Annotated in this window: 15 protein-coding genes; 5 read left to right on the top strand and 10 right to left on the bottom strand. The window is 70.8% G+C overall.

Translation table 11 applies throughout. The features are described 5' to 3' along the window. Positions 1 to 64 precede the first annotated feature (64 nt). Together L3i22_RS03685 and L3i22_RS03680 are read right to left on the bottom strand one after the other, a co-directional pair. Positions 65 to 730 (bottom strand): response regulator transcription factor, encoded by a 666-nt coding sequence (locus L3i22_RS03685; protein WP_221325593.1) that lies wholly within the window; start codon positions 728 to 730, stop codon positions 65 to 67. Next, entirely contained in the window at positions 727 to 1,989 is a 1,263-nt protein-coding gene (locus L3i22_RS03680; RefSeq protein WP_255657919.1) for an ATP-binding protein, read from the bottom strand. The genes L3i22_RS03685 and L3i22_RS03680 overlap by 4 nt, the downstream gene beginning before the upstream one ends. A 132-nt stretch (positions 1,990 to 2,121) precedes the next feature. On the opposite strand from L3i22_RS03680, the gene L3i22_RS03675 reads away from it, so the two are divergent. From L3i22_RS03675 to L3i22_RS03665, 3 genes are read left to right on the top strand one after another with little or no spacing between them, the layout of a single operon-like run. After that, complete coding sequence (locus L3i22_RS03675) at positions 2,122 to 3,471, top strand: PspC domain-containing protein (protein WP_221325592.1); 1,350 nt, start codon at positions 2,122 to 2,124, stop codon at positions 3,469 to 3,471. Continuing rightward, positions 3,468 to 3,812 carry a phage holin family protein gene (locus L3i22_RS03670; protein ID WP_221325591.1) on the top strand — a complete coding sequence of 115 codons (345 nt, stop codon included), beginning with the start codon at positions 3,468 to 3,470 and terminating at the stop codon, positions 3,810 to 3,812. Before L3i22_RS03675 ends, L3i22_RS03670 begins: the two co-directional genes overlap by 4 nt. Positions 3,813 to 3,866: 54 nt before the next feature. After that, positions 3,867 to 5,111 carry a phosphatidylserine decarboxylase gene (locus tag L3i22_RS03665; RefSeq protein ID WP_221325590.1) on the top strand — a complete coding sequence of 415 codons (1,245 nt, stop codon included), beginning with the start codon at positions 3,867 to 3,869 and terminating at the stop codon, positions 5,109 to 5,111. A 483-nt stretch (positions 5,112 to 5,594) separates the two neighbouring features. Here the strand turns inward: L3i22_RS03665 and L3i22_RS03660 are convergent, their stop codons facing one another. From L3i22_RS03660 to L3i22_RS03630, 7 genes are all read right to left on the bottom strand, one after another. Beyond that, complete coding sequence (locus tag L3i22_RS03660) at positions 5,595 to 7,097, bottom strand: RNA polymerase sigma factor (RefSeq protein WP_221325589.1); 1,503 nt, start codon at positions 7,095 to 7,097, stop codon at positions 5,595 to 5,597. Positions 7,098 to 7,244: 147 nt separating this feature from the next. Then, entirely contained in the window at positions 7,245 to 7,673 is a 429-nt protein-coding gene (locus tag L3i22_RS03655) for a YciI family protein (RefSeq protein ID WP_221325588.1), read from the bottom strand. A gap of 180 nt (positions 7,674 to 7,853) precedes the next feature. Continuing rightward, positions 7,854 to 8,831: a phosphatidylcholine/phosphatidylserine synthase gene (locus tag L3i22_RS03650; RefSeq protein WP_370644357.1), complete on the bottom strand. Its 978-nt coding sequence runs from the start codon at positions 8,829 to 8,831 to the stop codon at positions 7,854 to 7,856. Positions 8,832 to 8,981: 150 nt separating this feature from the next. Next, positions 8,982 to 9,872, bottom strand: coding sequence for an NUDIX hydrolase (locus L3i22_RS03645; protein WP_221325587.1), 891 nt, complete (start codon positions 9,870 to 9,872; stop codon positions 8,982 to 8,984). A gap of 5 nt (positions 9,873 to 9,877) precedes the next feature. Continuing rightward, a complete protein-coding gene (locus L3i22_RS03640; protein WP_221325586.1) occupies positions 9,878 to 10,825 on the bottom strand; it encodes an NUDIX hydrolase in 948 nt (315 codons plus the stop codon). Between the two features lie 131 nt (positions 10,826 to 10,956). Further along, complete coding sequence (guaA, locus tag L3i22_RS03635) at positions 10,957 to 12,504, bottom strand: glutamine-hydrolyzing GMP synthase (RefSeq protein ID WP_221325585.1); 1,548 nt, start codon at positions 12,502 to 12,504, stop codon at positions 10,957 to 10,959. Between the two features lie 83 nt (positions 12,505 to 12,587). Continuing rightward, entirely contained in the window at positions 12,588 to 14,384 is a 1,797-nt protein-coding gene (locus L3i22_RS03630; protein WP_221325584.1) for a S8 family serine peptidase, read from the bottom strand. 165 nt (positions 14,385 to 14,549) lie between these two features. Here L3i22_RS03630 and L3i22_RS03625 point away from each other — a divergent pair, with 165 nt between their 5' ends. Further along, positions 14,550 to 15,644 carry an LCP family protein gene (locus tag L3i22_RS03625; protein WP_221325583.1) on the top strand — a complete coding sequence of 365 codons (1,095 nt, stop codon included), beginning with the start codon at positions 14,550 to 14,552 and terminating at the stop codon, positions 15,642 to 15,644. A 15-nt stretch (positions 15,645 to 15,659) separates the two neighbouring features. Further along, positions 15,660 to 17,063: a M1 family metallopeptidase gene (locus L3i22_RS03620; RefSeq protein ID WP_221325582.1), complete on the top strand. Its 1,404-nt coding sequence runs from the start codon at positions 15,660 to 15,662 to the stop codon at positions 17,061 to 17,063. On the opposite strand, the gene L3i22_RS03615 is transcribed toward L3i22_RS03620, so the two are convergent. Continuing rightward, entirely contained in the window at positions 17,064 to 18,185 is a 1,122-nt protein-coding gene (locus L3i22_RS03615) for a GuaB3 family IMP dehydrogenase-related protein (RefSeq protein ID WP_221325581.1), read from the bottom strand. Between the last annotated feature and the right edge of the window lie 14 nt (positions 18,186 to 18,199).

Here is an 18,199-nt window from a genome sequence, read left to right as displayed (position 1 = left end):
TGGCCAAACGTACACCGAGCGCAGCCGATCATGTGATCTTCGGTGACGCTCGGTTGATCTCGCTTCAGACGAGGCGGCGGTCAGCCGCCCAGCGTGACAACTCGTAACGGTTACTCATCTGGAGTTTCCGCAGCACATTGGACACGTGCGTTTCGACCGTCTTGATCGAGATGTACAACTCTTTGGCGATTTCCTTGTACGCATAACCCCGCGCGAGAAGGCGCAGAACCTCGCGCTCGCGGTTGGTCAGCTGGTCCAGCTCCGGGTCGGCGACCGGCACGTCCGGCCGGGAGGCGAACGCGTCCAGCACGAAACCGGCCAGCCGCGGGCTGAACACCGCGTCGCCGTCGGCCACCCGGCGCACCGCGGCGGCCAGCTCGTCCGGCGAGATCGTCTTGGTCACGTAGCCCCGGGCGCCGGCCCGGATCAGGCCGATCACGTCCTCGGCGGCGTCCGAGACCGACAGCGCCAGGAACTTGACCTGCGGGTGGGTGCGCCGGATCGACTCCAGCACCGCGCGGCCGCCGCCGTCCGGCATGTGCACGTCGAGCAGCACCACGTCCGGCTGGATCGTGCCGATCCGGCTGATCGCCTCGGCCACCGTGCTCGCCTCGCCGACCACCTCGACATGGCGGCCCAACTCGGCGCGCACCCCGGCGCGGAACATCGCGTGGTCGTCCACCAGGAAGACGGCCAGCCGACCCTCCGACTGCGTCACGGGCTCGGTCATCGTGCTGACTCCTTACCGGCGGTCACGCTCTCCCGGGCCATCGGAAGCGTGAGACGCACCTCGGTACCGCTGTCGGGAGCGCTGCGGATCTCCGCCCGCCCGTTGTGACGCTGCATGCGCCCGATGATCGAACCACGGACGCCGTGCCGTGTCTCGGCCACGCCGCTCAGGTCGAAGCCGGCGCCTCGGTCCCGGACGAAGACGCTCAGCTCGTCCGGCTCGACCTCGGCGTAGAGCGACACGGTCTGCACCCCCGCGTGCCGGGCCGCGTTGACCAGCGCCTCCCGCGCGGCGGCGACCAGGGCCGCGACCCGCTCGTCGCACTGGGTGTCGCCGACCACCACGGTCTCGACGCTGATCGCGTACGTGTCCTCGACCTCGGCGGCGGCCTGCTCGAGCGCCGCCGCGAACCGCTCGGTCGGCGAGGCGGTCGGCTTGTAGAGCCAGTTGCGCAGGCTGCGCTCCTGGCCGCGGGCCAGCCGCTGGACCTCCTTGATGTCCGCCGAGTTGCGCTGGATCAGCGCCAGCGTGTGCAGCACCTGGTCGTGGATCATCGCGGCCACCTCGGCGCGCTCCTGCTCCCGGATCCGGCCCTCGCGCTCGGCGCGCAGCTGGCCGAACGTGCGCCAGACCAGCGGCGCCACCACCACGCCGACGCCGAGCAGGCCGACCAGCGCGAAGATGATGCCGTTGAGCACCGAGGAGAGCGAGTCGGCCGGCGAGTAGATCGCGACCACCCCGATCACGCCGATCGCGACCAGCACGCCACCGCCGACGAAGCGGAACATGAACGAGCGCCGGTCGCCCTCGCCGACGATCGCGGCCATCAGGCCGGACGGTGCGTTCGGATCGGTCCACTGCTCACGGCGGCTCGGGTCGGACTGGTGCCAGATCACCCCGGCGCCGACCGCGACCACCGCGATCATCCAGCCCACCGTGGTGGCCACCTGGTCGCCGAAGACCAGCGTCTGCAGGATCACCACGCCCAGGCCGATCGCGGCGAACGGGATCAGCGCGGCGAAGTCCCGGCCGGCCGGCTTCTCGTCGTTGCGCGCCTCCTGCGGCAGGACCGCCCAGTAGGCCGCGTAGAGCAGCAGGCCCAGGGCGTTGAAGCCGAGCAGAACCACCAGGCTGATCCGCACCGCCAGGACCGGCACGCCCAGATGGCGCGCGAGCCCGGACGCGACGCCGGCCACGATGCGATGATCGCGGGGGCGGTACAGCCGGCGCGGCTGCGGTGGAGCGACGGTTGTGGTCACTCTCCGATCGTCACACGTACGGCAAGCCCTGACCACGGGGAACACCCCGGGAAGACAGACTCCGGATATCAGGGTGGCCTCAGGGTCGGCGCCGGAGGCAACTCGGGCCGGGCGGGACGCAGGATCGAAGGCATGAACGACGAAGCTGCCGAACCCCGTACCCCGGGTACCGGTCCAGAGGGCGGGCCGGCACCTTCCGCCTCAACTGCGAACATCCCGCCGTGGCTCTCCGCGGCCCAGGCCGCCTTCGCCCGGCAGCAACTGGTCCGCCCCCGGGAGGGCCGCTACATCGCCGGCGTCTGCGGCGCGCTGGCCCGCCGCACCAACACCGACCCGGTGCTGTGGCGGGTGCTGCTCGCGGTGCTCGGCGTGCTGGGCGGCGCCGGCGTGCTGTTCTACCTGATCGGCTGGCTGATCATCCCGTCCGAGGGGGACACCGCCTCCCCGGTGGAGTCGCTGCTCGGCAAGGGCCACTCCGGGATGTCGCCGCTCTCCGTGGTCCTGCTCGGCGCGGCCGCCCTGCTCACCTTCTCGTTCGTGGTCAGCGACGGCGCCCGGGCCAGCATGCTGGCGGCCGCGGCGCTGGTCGGCGCGTTCCTGCTGATCAAGCGGACGGCGCCGGCCGGGACGTTTCCGCCGGCACCGGCCGGGCCGCCCCCGCCGCGTCCGGCCGAGGAACCGACGATGGCGTTCACCCAGCCGCCCCCGGCCCCGGCCGCATCGGCCGAGGAACCGGTGACGGCGTACGAGCCGCCCCGCTGGACCCCGCCGGCCGAGTCCGGCTACCGGCCGCCGTTCGCACCGCACGGCCCGTTCGCGAACTCCGGGGCGTACCCGCCGCCCGCGCCCCTCCCGCCGAAACCGCCCAAGCCGCCGAAGCCGCCGAAGGAGCGCTCGATCCTGGGCAAGCTGACCTTCTTCGCGCTGATCGTGGTGATGGGCGTGCTGGCCGCGATGGACATGGCCGGCCTGAACGTCTCCGTCTCGGCGTACTTCGCGACCGCGCTGACCACCATCGGCTTCGGCCTGCTGGTCGGCACCTGGTTCGGCCGGGCACGTGGGCTGATCTTCCTGGCCATCCTGACCACAATCGGTCTGCTGATCTCCACGGGCACCGAGCGTTGGGGCGGCGAGTTCCGGGACAGCGTGTACCGTCCGGCCAGCCTCGCCGAGCTCGCCGACTCGTACGAGTTCACCCTCGGCAACGTGACCCTGGACCTGCGCGGCGTCGACTTCACCAACGCCGACCAGGCCACCACGGTCGACATGAAGGTCGGCCAGCTGCGGGTGATGCTGCCCGACAACGTCGACACCACGGCCCAGGTCCGGGTCGGCGGTCGCGCCCTGGTCTTCGGCCAGGAGTACAGCGGCTCCGCCGCGGAGTCGCAGTCCGTCACCGACCTCGGCGCGGACGGCGCCGGCGGCGGCAAGCTCGCCCTCGACCTGCACCTGGACACCGGAAACCTGGAGGTGATCCGATGAAACCGCATCGGATGGACGCCGTCTCGCTGACCTTCGGCCTGCTCTTCCTGGTCATCGCGGCCTGGTGGGCGATCTCCCGGGTGATCACCCTGCACCTGCCGGCGCTGGGCTGGACGGTCGCCGGCGGCCTGATCCTGTTCGGGGCGGTCGGCCTGCTCGGGGCGATCACTTCCGGACGCCGTGAGCAGCCGGTCCCGACCCCGGTGGCCGCCGAGACCCGGGTGGCGACCACGCCGGGCGACCTGCCGCCCGAGGTGCACGCCTCGATCGTCCAGGAGCTCATGGAGGACCCGGCCACCAAGTTCGAAACCGAGCACCCCGCGCACAAAACGGAGAAATGACCCGATGCCCCGCCCACAGGCCGACAGCCGTGGGCGGGGCAATATGCTCGCGGAATGAGCCAGTTCCCCGTCGTGTCCGCCACGCCCGTTCCGGCCGTCGGAGCCCGGGCCGCCCGTGCCCTGACCGCCGAGTTCGCCCGGCAGAACGCGGCCACCACCGCGCTGCTGGTCGGGGCCGACCACGCATCGACCGTGGTCGCCGCCGCCGTCGAGGCGCTGCTGCCGGGAGACACCCTGGTCCTCGTCGCAGGCGAGCACAGCAGCGCCGACCTGCTCCGCGGCCACATCACCGGCCTCGGCAGCTGGGTGGCCGACCGGGTGAAGATCCTCGAGTCGCTGGACGAGGCGCAGCCGGCCGACGTGATCATCGTCGGTGAGCCGCTGACCGGCACCGCCGAGGACACCCGCGGCCTGATCGACAAGCTCGCCAAGCACCTGAACGACGGCGCGGTGCTCACCGTCGCCACCCCGGCCGGCCCGGGCCGCACCGAGGGCGCCGCGGCCGAACTGTTCCGCCAGGGCTCGCTCTTCGGCGTCGGCTCCGACCTGATCGTCCGCAACCAGCCGCCGCTGCGGGTGCACAAGCTGCGCTTCACCCCCGCCGACGTGACCACCGCGGCGACCCTGGCCCCGGCGTACCGGACGTCGAGCGTCCCGCTGACCCGCACCATGCACATCGACTCGAACGGCGTCGCCGCCGCCGGCATCGCCCTCGGCCTCGCCGCGCTGGCCCGCCGCGCCCGCCCGAAGTCGAAGCTCTGGCTGATCCCGGCGCTGGCCGCCGCCCCGGTCGCGGCGTTCTTCCGCGACCCGCAGCGGGACGTGCCCACCGACGCGTCCTCCGTCGTCTCCGCCGCGGACGGCAAGGTCCTCTCCGTCGAGCGGATGCACGACGAGCGCTTCGGCCCGGGCGAGTTCCTCCGCATCGCGGTCTTCCTCTCGGTCTTCGACGTGCACGTCAACCGCACCCCGGTCGCCGGCCGCGTCGCCGACTACTTCGTCGAGGAGGGCGGCTACGCGAACGCCGCCACCGCCGCCGCCGAGCACAACGTGGCCGCCTACACCGTCCTGGACACCGAGAACGGCACGGTCGTCGTGGCCCAGCGCACCGGCCTGATCGCCCGCCGCATCGTCCAGCGCGCGCCGGTCGGCACGCTGCTGGCCAAGGGCGAGCGCTACGGCCTGATCCGCTTCGGCTCGCGCACCGACGTCTACCTCCCGGCCGACAAGGCCGAGGCCCTGGTCAGCGTCGACGAGCGGGTCATCGGCGGCGCCACGGTCATCGCCCGCTGGCGCTGACCCCCACGAGACGCCGGTCCCCACACAAGGCGCTCCCCCGCAAGGCGATCCCCACCCACGGCGATCCCTCGCGAGGCGATCCCCCACGCACGGCGATCCCTCGCGAGGCGATCCCCAGGCAAGGCGATCCTCACGTGAGGCGCCGATCTTGAGTAGGCGCTGATTCTTGCGCATGGCGTGAGGCCGCGGTCCGCCCCGGCCTCACGCCCCAGCTCCGGACAGCCGCCAATCAAGATCAAATTCTTTATTGCCTCGGCTGCGGCCAATAACTGATCGTCGCTCCCGCGGGGACCCTTCCGGGCCTCGCAAGGGCGCGGGGCGCCCAGAACGCGAGACCCTCCAGGGCGACGTCCGCGGGTGGTTGCGCTCTACCCCAAAAACCCACCCCGCGGGAGTTATCCACACTGGCGGGTTATCCACAGCCCGTCGGCACGATCTTGAAGATCCGAGCACAATTGCGGCAGTGACAGCGCCTCCCGACGGTCAGGACGGTCGGGCAGGTGCTCGCCGATGACCGCTCGGTTCAACAGGAGGTTCGTTCGCACCTACTTCAGCAGCAGGGCTGGCTCGCGCTCGGTTCAACAGGAGGGTTCGCTCGCGCTCGTTGCGGGTGAGGGACGCCGCGCGCTCGAACTCCAGGCGGGCCTCCGCGTGCCGGCCCAGCTTGGCCAGGAAGTCGCCGCGCGCGCTGGGCAGCAGGTGATAGTTCCGCAGGGCCGGGAACGCCATCAGTTGGTCCAGCAGCGCCAGCCCGACCGCCGGACCGTAGGCCATGGAGAGTGCCACCGCCCGGTTCAGCTCCACGACCGGGGACGGCGCCACCTGGGCCAGCCTCTCGTAGAGCTCGGCGATCCGCACCCAGTCGGTGCCCTCGAAGCGGCGGGCCCGGGCATGACAGGCAGCGATGGCAGCCTGCAGAAAATACGGGCCGGGGTGACCGCCGGCCCGGGCAGAACCGGAGGCCGCGGAATCCGGCAGCGCCGAGGCGGAGGCTGCGGGCTCCGATCGCGCTGAGGCTGCGAGCTCCGGCCGGGTTGAAGCCGAGGCTGCGGGCTCCGGCCGGGTTGAGTCCGGCCGGGTTGAAGCCGAGGCTGTGGGCTCCGGCTGGGTTGAGGGGGTGGTCAGGGTTTCGGCTCGGGCCAGGGCGGCCAGGCCGCGGCGGATCAGTAGGTGGTCCCAGCGGGCTCGGTTCTGGTCGGCGAGCAGGATCGGCTCGCCGGTGGGGCCGGTGCGGGCGGCTGCCCGGGAGGCCTGGATCTCCATCAGCGCGACCAGGCCGTGTACCTCGGGTTCGCGCGGGGCGAGGCGGGCCAGGATCCGGCCCAGGCGTAGGGCGTCCGCGCACAGTTCCGGGCGCATCCAGTCGTCGCCGGCGGTCGCCGAATAGCCCTCGTTGAAGATCAGGTAGACCACCTCGAGCACCGATGCGAGCCGGGCCGCCAGTTCGTCGCCGCGCGGGACCTCGAACGGGACCCGTGCGGTGGCCAGGGTCTTCTTGGCGCGCACGATCCGTTGTGCCACGGTCGGCTCCGGCACCAGGAACGCCCGGGCGATCTCGTCGGTGGTCAGGCCGCCGAACAACCGCAGGGTCAGCGCGGCCCGGGCCTCCGCGGACAGTATTGGGTGGCAGGCCACGAACACCAGCCGCAGCAGGTCGTCGCCGATGCCGTCGTCCTCGGCCACCTGCACGCCGATGTCCGGGACGGCCTCCGCGAGGTCCCGGCCGACCTCCGCGATCTTGCGGTGGAAGGTCACGTCGCGCCGGATCTGGTCGATGGCGCGGCGCTTGGCGATGGTCATCAGCCACGCGCCCGGGTTGCGCGGCACGCCGTCCGCCGGCCACTGCTCCAGCGCCGCGACCAGCGCGTCCTGCGCCAGCTCCTCGGCTACGCCGATGTCCCGGACGAGCCGGGTCAGGCCGGCGACGAGCCGGGCCGACTCGATCCGCCAGACCGCCTCGATCGCACGGTGGGTGTCAGTGGCCATGCCCTCGTCTACCCCACCGCGCAATCAGGCGCAAACCCACCGCCCAGCCGTCGCCGACCACCGCCACACCCCGCCACCGAGCCGACCCGCGGTTGGCCGCCGCCAGCGCGAGGCCGATCAGTTGTTGGCCCGCCGGCGCGAAGCTGATCAGCTGTTGCCGGCTGCTGCCGCGTCCCGGCGGGCTACCGCCTCACGCTGCTCCGGGGTGAACTCGTCGCCGAAGTCCTCGGCCTGGGCGACCCGCCGGATCTCCAGGTTGGCCCCCTGGCCCGGGCGCAGGATCGGGTAGCGCTTGAACCACTCGACAGCCTCCTCGAGCGACTTCGTCTCGATCAGGAAGTAGCCGGCGATCAGCTCCTTGGTCTCGGTGAACGGCCCGTCCACCACGGTCTTCTGCTCGCCGTCGAAGTAGATCCGGGCGCCGATCGAGCTGGGGTGCAGACCGTCGGCGGCCAGCAGCACACCCGCGTCCATCAGCTCCTCGATGAACGCGCCCATCGTCTCGAAGTCCTCGGTGGTGGGCGGGACGCCGGCTTCGCTCTCGGCGGTGGCCTTCAGGATCACCATGAACCGCATCGCTGTCTCCTCATCTCAAGGTGCCTTCTCACCGGTGCGTCGAACGGCGGGCGGCCCAGTCGACACCCGGTCAGAACTTTTTCACGACGTACCGAAGCAAGGGTTGAGCTGGACCGGGGCGGCGGGTGAGAAAGCAAAAAAAGCCGCCTCCGAAGAGGCGGCTTTTCCGAGGAACGGGCGTCAGGCGCGCTTGGCGCGGACCCACAGGATCGGGCCGCTGACCAGGTACGTCGCGACGATCAGCACGAACGTCATGCGCGGCTCGACGAGCGCGCCGACCACCGGGAGCAGCCACAGCCACGGCGGGAACTTCACGATCCGGGCGAGCTTCGCGTACGGGAAGCTCGACACCATCGCGAACGCCAGCAGCGCGACCCCGGCGAGCACGGCCGGGCCGGGCAACGGGAGGCCGATCAGCACCGCGAGGGCGAGGACCGCCGCGGCCATCGTGGTCGGGACGCCGCAGAAGAAGCGGCCGTCCTTCGGCGAGACGTTGAAGCGGGCCAGCCGGATCGCGGCGCAACCGGCGACCAGGGCGCAGGCCAGCGCGGCGGCCGGCTGCGGCACCGTGCCGGACAGCGAGGCGTAGACCACGACCGGCGCGGCCAGGCCGAACGAGCACATGTCGGCGAGCGAGTCCATCTGCGCGCCGAACGGGCTGGCGACGCCGAGCTTGCGGGCCAGCGCGCCGTCCAGGCCGTCGAAGCCGACGCAGGCGACGAGGAACGCCGCGGCGATCCGGGGCTCGTGGTTCATGGCCAGGAAGATGGCCATCAGACCGAGCCCGAGGCTGCTCAGCGTGCACGCGTTGACCAGCGCGAAGCTGACGCGACGGGCCATCGTGTGCTCACCGGGGAGCAGCGGGATGGTCGCCGGGACCGGCTCGTCGTCGAAGTTCAGGGGGGTGACGGGGGTGTTCAGCGAAACTCCGGGGAGGGCGGGGAGGGTGTGGGTCAGCCCCGGCTCCGGCCCGGTGTACAGCACCTCGGCACGTGTCGCGGTGGCGGCCCGGCTCGTCTCGGTGTTCCGGCGACCCACCCGAACCAGCAGGGCCTGGCGGGCGAGTGTCCCGCCGCGACGCAGACGGCCAGCCCAGCGACGACCGGCGGGACGGGGACTATCCGTCGTACGACGCCGGCGCCAAGGCGTACTCGGCACGTGGTTCCTCCATGGAGTTCGTGGTCACCGGCGTCATCCTTGAAGCCCGGCGAAATTGCGGGTTACACCATCGCACAGCGAAGCAGCCTTGGCGAGAGGCCGTTTGGTTGCGCTGTGCTACGGGCCGCTCTCCGACGTACTGCAACGATTTTAGCCCGCCTGAGCGAGTGCTTCCTGGGCCAGCTCGGTCAGGGGGAGTTCGGCCACCTCACCGGGGGTGAACCAGGACGCCCGGTCGGTGGATCCGCCGGCCGCTTCGGTGACCCGCGCGGTGACCGGTTCGTCCACTCTTACGCGGTATACGACGCGAATCACATGCCAGTCCATCGGCACGCCTTCGGGACCGAGCGTAGCCGGGTCGTATCGGTGACCCACGCTGAGTAAGGCGTAAACCTCGCCACGTTGTGAGGTTTCTTCATAAAGTTCACGAAGGAGGCCCTCTTCGGGGGTCTCACCGAAGTCGGTCCCGCCGCCGGGCAGGTGCCAGCGGCCGCCACCGGGATAACTCTCGGTGATCCGGGCCAGCAGCACCCGACCGGCCGGATCGGACACCACGCCGTAGGCCCCGAACCGCTGCACGCGGTCCGGCCGGCGCACCGGCTCGTCGCTCGGCGGCACCGGGCCGGGCGCCTGGAACTGCACGCCGAGCGCCCGGGCGGTGAACGGCAGCAGCGGCAGATCGGCCACCTCGGAATGCGTCACCCACGCGGCCAGATCGGTCGTGCCGTCGACCTCCGCCCGCAGATCGCCACCGGCGACCTCGACGTCGTAGATGATCCGGTCGGTGTGCTCGACCGGCCCGTCCGGCAGCGCGATCACGTCGGCGACCACGGCACGCACGCCGCGGACGACGACGGCCAGGCCGGTCTCCTCGGCGAACTCCCGGACGACCGCGTCGGCCGGGTGCTCACCGTGGTCCACCCCACCGCCGGGCAGCGACCAGACGCCGGGGAAGGAACCGAGGTCCGACCCGCGGGCGAGCAGGACGCTGCCGTCGGCGGTGTGGCAGACGCCGTACGCCGCCGTTCGTCTGATCTTCACTGGACCTAGATTAGCCCGGCCGCCCGCAGCGCATCGGCCGTGACTTCGGTGAGCTCCTCGCCGGCGAGCGCCGCGACCTCGCGCAGCGGCATCCAGCGGGCCTCGGAGGTGGAGCCGCCGACGTCGTGGATGACCACCTCGGTCGGCTTGTCCACGACGACCCGGTAGAACGCGCGGACGCCGTGCCAGTCGATCGGGTAGCCCTCCGGCCCGAGCGAGGCCGCGTCGCGGTGGCTGGCCACGCCGAGCAGCTCGATCAGCCGCCCCTCCTGGCCGGTCTCCTCGACCAGCTCCCGGATCAGCGCGGTGCCGGGCTGCTCGCCGTAGTCGGTGCCGCCGCCGGGCAGGTGCCAGCAGCCGGCGCCGGGGTAGCCGGGAGAGATCCGGGTCAAGAGCAGATTTTCGTACGGATCGGTGGCGATCGCGTACGCCGCGAAGCGCTGCGCCCGATGCAGCCCGTCCGGCCCCTCGTAGGCGTAGAAGGACGGGAACGTCGGCGGCACGTCGGGTCGCAGATCCGGCGCGGCGTCACTGAGCCCGAGCGCGGCCGCGGCGAACGGGCGCAGCTTCAGCCCCTCGGCCTCTTCCAGGGTGTGCCAGCGCGCCAGGTCGGTGTTGTGCCCGACCCGGTCGACCAGCGTGCCGCCACGCACCGACACGGTGTAGATCAACCGGTCGGTGTGGATGGTGACGCCTCGGTGCGGCAGCGAGCGCATGTCGGCCAGGACGTCACGCAGCCCGGTGACCGCGACGGAGAGCCCGGTCTCCGCCGCGGTCTCGCGGACGACGGTGTGGTTCGGATCTTCGCCGTGGTCGACGGCGCCGCCGGGCAACGACCAGATGCCGGGGGTACCGGACTTGGCCGAGGCCCGGACCAGGAGGACGCGGCCTTCGTCGTCGGTGGCGACGGCGTAGGCGGCGATCCTGCGGAGCGGTTCCAGTGCGGGGGTCACGAAGCGGCATTCTGCCCGGATTATGTTACCTATCCAGGAGGTCTGTCGGGTTCCTGACAGTTGAATCGCGCTCCGTAACTGCAGGTCAGAGCGGATTCAACCGCCCTGGGCGATTGATCCACTACTGACCGTCATTCCCACTCGATGGTGCCCGGCGGCTTGCTCGTGACGTCCAGCACGACCCGGTTGATCTCCCGGACCTCGTTGGTGATCCGGTTGGAGATCTTGGCGATCAGGTCGTACGGAAGCCGGGACCAGTCGGCGGTCATCGCGTCCTCGGAGGAGACCGGCCGCAGCACCACCGGGTGCCCGTAGGTGCGCCCGTCGCCCTGCACGCCGACGCTGCGCACGTCGGCCAGCAGCACCACCGGGAACTGCCAGACGTCGCGGTCCAGCCCGGAGGCGGTCAGCTCCTCGCGGCCGATCAGGTCGGCCTGGCGCAGGATGTCCAGCCGCTCCCGGTCCACCGCGCCGATGATCCGGATGGCCAGGCCCGGGCCCGGGAACGGGTGCCGCTGGACCATCGCCTCGGGCAGCCCCAGCTCGGCGCCGAGCGCGCGCACCTCGTCCTTGAACAGCGTGCGCAGCGGCTCGATCAGCGCGAACTGCAGGTCGTCCGGGAGGCCGCCGACGTTGTGGTGGGACTTGATGTTCGCCGTGCCGGTGCCGCCGCCGGACTCCACCACGTCGGGGTAGAGCGTGCCCTGGACCAGGAACTCGATGTGCCGCTCGGAGTCCAGGTCACGGGCCGCGGCCTCGAACGTCCGGATGAACTCGCGACCGATGATCTTGCGCTTCTGCTCCGGGTCGGTGACGTCCTTCAGGTGGCCGAGGAACTGCTCCTCGGCGTCGACCACCACGAGCCGGATGCCGGTGGCCGCGACGTAGTCCTTCTCGACCTGCTCGCGCTCGCCGGACCGCAGCAGCCCGTGGTCGACGAAGACGCAGGTGAGCTGGTCACCGATGGCCTTGTGGACGAGCGCCGCGGCGACCGCCGAGTCGACGCCGCCGGAGAGCGCGCAGAGCACCTGCTTGTCGCCGACCTGCTCGCGGATCAGGGCGACCTGGTCCTCGATGATGTTGTCGGGCGTCCAGGTGGGCTCGAGGCCGGCGATGTCGTACAGGAAGCGCTTGAGCATTTCCTGGCCCTGGTCGGTGTGCGCCACCTCGGGGTGGAACTGCACGCCGGCCCGCCGGGTGGTCAGGTCCTCGAAAGCGGCGACCGGGGCGCCCGGGGTGGACGCGGTGACCATGAAGCCGGCCGGGGCGACCGCGACGCTGTCGCCGTGGCTCATCCACACCGGGAGGTCGGCCGGCAGGTCGCGCAGCAGCGAGCCGCCCTGAGCGGTCAGCAGGGTGCGGCCGTACTCCCGGGAGCCGGTGTGCGCGACGGTGCCGCCGAGCGCCTGGGCCATCGCCTGGAAGCCGTAGCAGATCCCGAAGACCGGCACGTCGCTGTCGAACAGGCCGGCGTCGAGCGAGGGCGCGCCCGGCTCGTAGACGCTGGACGGGCCGCCGGACAGGATGATCGCGGCGGGGTTCTTCGCCAGCATCTCGGCCACCGGCATCGAGTGCGGGACGATCTCCGAGTAGACACGGGCCTCACGGACCCGGCGGGCGATCAACTGGGCGTACTGGGCGCCGAAGTCGACGACGAGGACGGGACGCGGGGTACTCACCCGGCGAGTTTACCGGCGGCTCCCGGGCCGGAACGCCACGAGGGGCCGTCCCTGACGGAACGGCCCCTCGCGATCGCGCTGTGTCAGCGGCGGTAGTACGTACGCGTGGACGACACGACGTAGTTGCCCGCCTTGTCGTACACCCGGACCTGGACCTTCATGGTCTTCGACTGCTTGGCGACACTGAACGCGAGGGCGTAGGCCGACTTGGTGTCGGTCGCCACGACCTTGCCGTTCACCAGCAGCTGGACCTTGCTGACCCCGGTACCGACGTCAGTGGCCTTGGCCTTGATCGTGACGGTGCCCTTGATCTTGGCCTTGTTCGCCGGCCACGTGGTGACCGTGAGCTTCGGCTTGACGTTGTCGACGATCAGCACCCGGTTGCCCGACATGGTCACGTTGCCGGCCTTGTCGGTCACCTTGAGCCGGACGTTGATCCGGCCGTTGTACGCCGTGGTGTTCAGACCCGGGGCGTACGGCGAGGCGTACGACCGGCTCTTGAACACGTTGTTGACGTACAGCTCGACCAGGCCGATGCCGGACGCGTCCTTCAGCCCGGTCGGCGTGACCTTGATCGTGCCCTTGACCGGCGCGTACTGCGCCGGCGTGATCCCGGTCAGGGTCGGCGCCGTGGTGTCCTTGCCGATGGTCAGCGCCTTGGCCGCGTCCACCAGGCCGTACTGCGTCCAGCTGTTGGTGCCGGGCACGGTGGACTTGACGATCGCGTTGCCCAGGCTCCAGCCGTTGTAGTCCGGGTGGACCGAACTGACCAGAGCGGCCACCCCGGCGACCAGCGGCGACGAGAACGAGGTTCCCTGCACCATGTACGGGTCGTCCGGGTAATCGGCTTCGAGGCACTTCGGGTCGGAGGTGCCGTCGTAGCAGAAGGTGCCGTCGTTGAGCATGCCGGCCGTGATCGCCGGAGCGGCCACGTCCACCCAGGTCTTCGACCAGTTCGAGAAGTAGACCCGCTCGTGATTGCTGACCTTCGACCGGGTGTTGGTGCCACCGACCGCGATGACGTCCGGCAGTGCCGCCGGGTACGACGCGACGCTGGTGTTCTCGTTGCCGGCCGCGGCCACCACGAGCACACCGCTGTAGGTGGCGTAGGCCACCGCCGCCGCGAGGTCGGCGCTGTACCCGCCGCCCAGCGACAGGTTGATGATCTTCGCGCCGTGCTGGGCCGCGTAGATGACGCCCTGGGCGATGTCGGAGTTGTAGCCCCAGCCCTCCGGCCCCATCACGCGGACCGGCAGGATCTTGCACTGCCAGCAGACGCCGGCCATGCCCGCGCCGTTGTCGGTGGTGGCGGCGATCAGCGAGGACACCACCGTGCCGTGGGGGAACTGCCCCTCGTCGGTGGGGTCGTTGTCGTAGCTGAAGAAGTCGTAGCCGGTGTCCAGCACCTTGCCGGCCAGGTCACCGACCGGCGAGACGCCGGAGTCGACGACCGCGACGACGACGTCCGATCCGGTGCTCGTGGCCCAGGCCTCGGGCACGTTGATCTGGGACAGCTCGGGCTGCGACGCGTAGCCGGGGTCGTTCGGCGTGACCGCGCTGACGCGGCTCTGACCGTCGATCTCGGCGTACGCCACGGACGGGTCCGACCGCAGCGCGGCAAGCGTGGTGTTGACCTTGCCGCTCGGCACGCTGAGGGTCTTCGCGCCGATCAGAGCCAGGAGGTCGCCGTGCTTGCGGCCGGCGGCCTCCGCGTTGCTCAGGCCGAGACGGCTGAGCGTGGGAACGCTCGCCCGGGCGTCGTTGCCGGGCTTGAGCCCGACCACGATGCGTACCGGAAGGGCGTCTGCCGTGGCCGCGGGCGCGCCGATGAAGGCACCAGCTGTCGTGACCAGGGCGGTGGAGAGGAGTCCGACGGTCAACCGCCGGGCGTTACGGTTCATCTATGAGCCCCCGAAAGCGATCACCGCGCATCGGTGAAGCGCCGGGATAGCGTACTTAAGATCTTCCATACCGAAATCGGCCGTTCGGCCACTCGATTTCGCGACCATTGAGTGGGCTACCGGACGTCATCTAGGGTTCCGGCTATGCGGATCAGCAAGATCACGTGGGTCGTGGTCATCGGGGTGGTCGTCGCCGCGCTCGCCGGTGTCGGCGTGGCGGTCGCCGTCAGCAAGCGGTCGAGCAGCACCGATGCGTCGTCGTCGGCGTCCGCGCCGGTGACCGAGTCGGTGCCGAGCCCCGCCGCGTCACCCGCGCCCTCCCCCGGCGCCGACCTGACCGGCCCGTTCGACCTGCTGATCGCCGGCGTCGACACCCGGGTCTCGGTGCCGGACTGGGAGCCGCACTCGGACGCGATCATGCTGCTGCACGTCGACGCCGGACTGAAGTCCGCGTACCTCTACTCGCTCCCCCGTGACCTGCGGGTGCAGATCCCGGCGTACAAGAAATCCGGTTTTCCCGGCGGGAAACGCAAGATCACCGAGGCGATGGCCTTCGGGTCGCGGATCCCCGGCAAGAGCACCAAGAACATCCCGAACGGGTACGAGCTGCTCACCAAGACGATCAGCAACTACACCGGGATCAAGACGATCCAGGCCGGCGCGATCCTCAACTTCGGTGGCCTGGACCAGCTCGTCGACGAGCTCGGCGGCATCGACATGACCATCGACCAGAAGGTCAAGTCCCGGCACCGCACGCCGGACGGCAAGCTGCGCAAGCTGACCGGCCACGACTACATCGGACCGCAGGCGGTCTACCTGCCCGGCAAGCGGCACCTGACCGGCTGGCAGGCGATCGACTACGCGCGTCAGCGCTACGGCCTGCCGAACGGCGACTACGACCGGCAGCGGCACCAGCGGCAGATGGTCGAGGCGATCCTGGACAAGGCGCTCGGCCAGGACCTCAGCGACAGCGCCAAGCTGCAGACGGTGATCACCGCCCTGGGCAAGTCGCTCGTCACGTTCGGCGGACGGCAGCCGATCGAGTACGCCTACGCGCTCCGCGACCTCACCCCGGCGAACATCACGTCGGTGCAGCTGGACGGCGGCGGGGTGGGCAGCGGCAGCGGCTACCTCGGCGAGCAGCTCAACTCGGAGGCCCGCGGGTTCCTCACCGCGGTCGCCAAGGGAACGATCCCCGCATATCTGAAGGCACACCCCAAAATGGTCAACAAGGGGTGACCGTAGCCTCGAAGGATGAGACGACGGGGTTCCCTGCTGGCCGTTGTGCTTCTGCTCGCCGGATGCACCGGGCATCAGCCTGACCCGGCGCCCTCCTCCGCGGCCGCGCCGGACTTCCGGCCCGGCGCGGACGGGGCCGGCGACCCGTACTTCCCGAAGTACGGCAACGGCGGGTACGACGTGGCCGGCTACGACCTCGACCTGCGCTACGACCCGAAGACCGGCAAGCTCGACGGCCGCGCCACGATCACCGCGACCGCCACCCAGAGCCTGTCCTCGTTCGACTTCGACCTGGCCCACCTGACCGTCTCGAAGATCACCGTGGACGGTGCCGCCGCGACCAGCCGGGCCAGTGGCAACGAGCTGATCGTCACCCCGGCCGCCGGGATCCCGGACGGGCAGCGGTTCACCGTCGTCGCCGAGTACGGCGGCACCCCCGACCAACTGGAGAACAAGTCGCTGGGCAACGGCGGCTGGATCCGCACCACGGACGGCGGCATCGCGCTCGGCCAGCCGGAGTCGGCCAGTACCTGGTATCCGGTCAACGACCACCCGTCCGACAAGGCCACCTTCACGCTGGCGATGACCGTGCCGGACGGACTGGAAGTGATCAGCAACGGGGTGCCCGGCCCGCGCGCCACGAAGGACGGCTGGACCACCTGGCGGTGGGCGGAGAGCGCGCCGATGGCCAGCTATCTGTCCACCGTGGTGATCGGGCAGTACCGGATCACCACGAGCACCCACGACGGCCGGCCGATGATCATCGCGGTGCCCGACTCGATGCCGGCCAGCAGCGCGGCCGCGACCTCACTGGCCCGGACCGGGGAGATCACCGACTATCTGGCAAGCGTGTTCGGGCCGTACCCGTTCGACGCCAACGGCGGGGTGGTGGTCACCGACACCCGGATCGGGTACGCGCTGGAGACCCAGTCCCGCCCGGTCTACGGCGCCACGTTCTTCGCCGGCGGGGCGAACCCCGGGGTGGTGGCGCACGAGCTGGCGCATCAGTGGTTCGGGGACAGCGTGGCGCTCAGCCGGTGGCAGGACATCTGGCTGAACGAGGGGTTCGCGACGTACGCCGAATGGCTCTGGTCCGAACACGATCACCAGGAGACCGTGCAGAAGCAGTTCGACCGGTCCTACGCCTCGGTCGACTGGACCCAGCCGCCGGGCGACCCCGGGCCGGCCCGGCTCTTCGGCGCCCCGGTCTACGAGCGCGGCGCGCTGATCGTGCACGCGCTCCGCAAGACGATCGGCGACGACGCGTTCTTCACCCTGCTGAAGACCTGGACCAGCGAGCACCGGGACGGGAACGGCGACACCGCCCAGTTCATCGCCACCGCGGAGAAGGTGTCCGGAAAGGACCTGGACACCTTCTTCGCGGCCTGGCTGAACGGAAAAACCCGCCCAGTCATCTGATCAGGCGCGATCCAGAACCAACGCGACCTTCTGGAACTCCTTGACGTCGCGGTAGCCGCACTTCGCCATCGCGCGCCGCAGCCCGCCGAACAGGTTCAGCTGCCCGTCCGCCCGGTCCGCCGGGCCGTAGAGCAGCTGCTCCAACGTCCCGTCCGGCTCACCGGCGATGCAGAACCCACCGCGCGGCAGAGCAGGGTGACTGGCCGACGAGTGCCACCAGGCACCCCCGGCCGGCGCGCCCTCGGCCAGCGACAGCGGCTCGCCCAGCATCACCGCGTCGGCGCCGCAGCCGATCGCCTTGGCGATGTCGCCGGAGGTGGCGATGCCGCCGTCGGAGATCAGGTGCACGTACCGCCCGCCGGTCTCGTCCAGGTAGTCCCGCCGGGCCGCGGCCGCGTCGGCGATCGCGGTGGCCATCGGCACCCGGATGCCGAGCACGGTGTCGGTGGTCGACCACTCGTCCGCGCCGACGCCGACGATCACGCCGGCCGCGCCGGTGCGCATCAGGTGCAGGGCGGTCTTGTAGTCGGTGCAGCCGCCGACGATGACCGGCAGGTCCAGGTCAGCGATGAACTCCTTGAGGTTCAGCGGCTCGTCGGTCGTCGAGACGTGCTCGGCCGAGACCAGGGTGCCCTGGATGACCAGCAGGTCCACGCCGGCGTCCAGGATCACCGGGGCGAGCGCCAGGGTGTGCTGCGGCGACACCCGGACGGCGACGGTGACGCCACCCTCCCGGATCTGGCGCACCCGCTCGGCGATCAGCTCCGGCTTGATCGGCTCGGCGTACACCTCCTGCAGCCGCTTGGTGGCGTCCGCCTCCTCGTCCAGCGAGGCGAGCTCCTCGAGGATCTTGGACGGGTCCTCGTAGCGCGTCCAGAGGCCCTCGGCGTTGAGCACGCCCAGGCCACCGAGGCGGCCCAGGGCGATCACCGACTCCGGGCTCTGGGTGGCGTCCGACGGGTGCGCGACGCAGGGGATCTTGAACGGGTACGCGTCGAGCTTCCACTCGGTCGAGACGTCGTCGACGTCCCGGGTCCGCCGGCTCGGCACGATCGCGATGTCATCCAGGTGGTAACCGCGCTGGGCGGTCTTTCCTAGGCCGATCTCCACTACGTCACGCATTGGGCTTCCAGATC

This window comes from Actinoplanes sp. L3-i22, assembly GCF_019704555.1.
In the GTDB taxonomy this organism is placed as follows: Bacteria; Actinomycetota; Actinomycetes; order Mycobacteriales; family Micromonosporaceae; genus Actinoplanes.
This window is presented reverse-complemented; position numbering and strand designations above follow the sequence as displayed.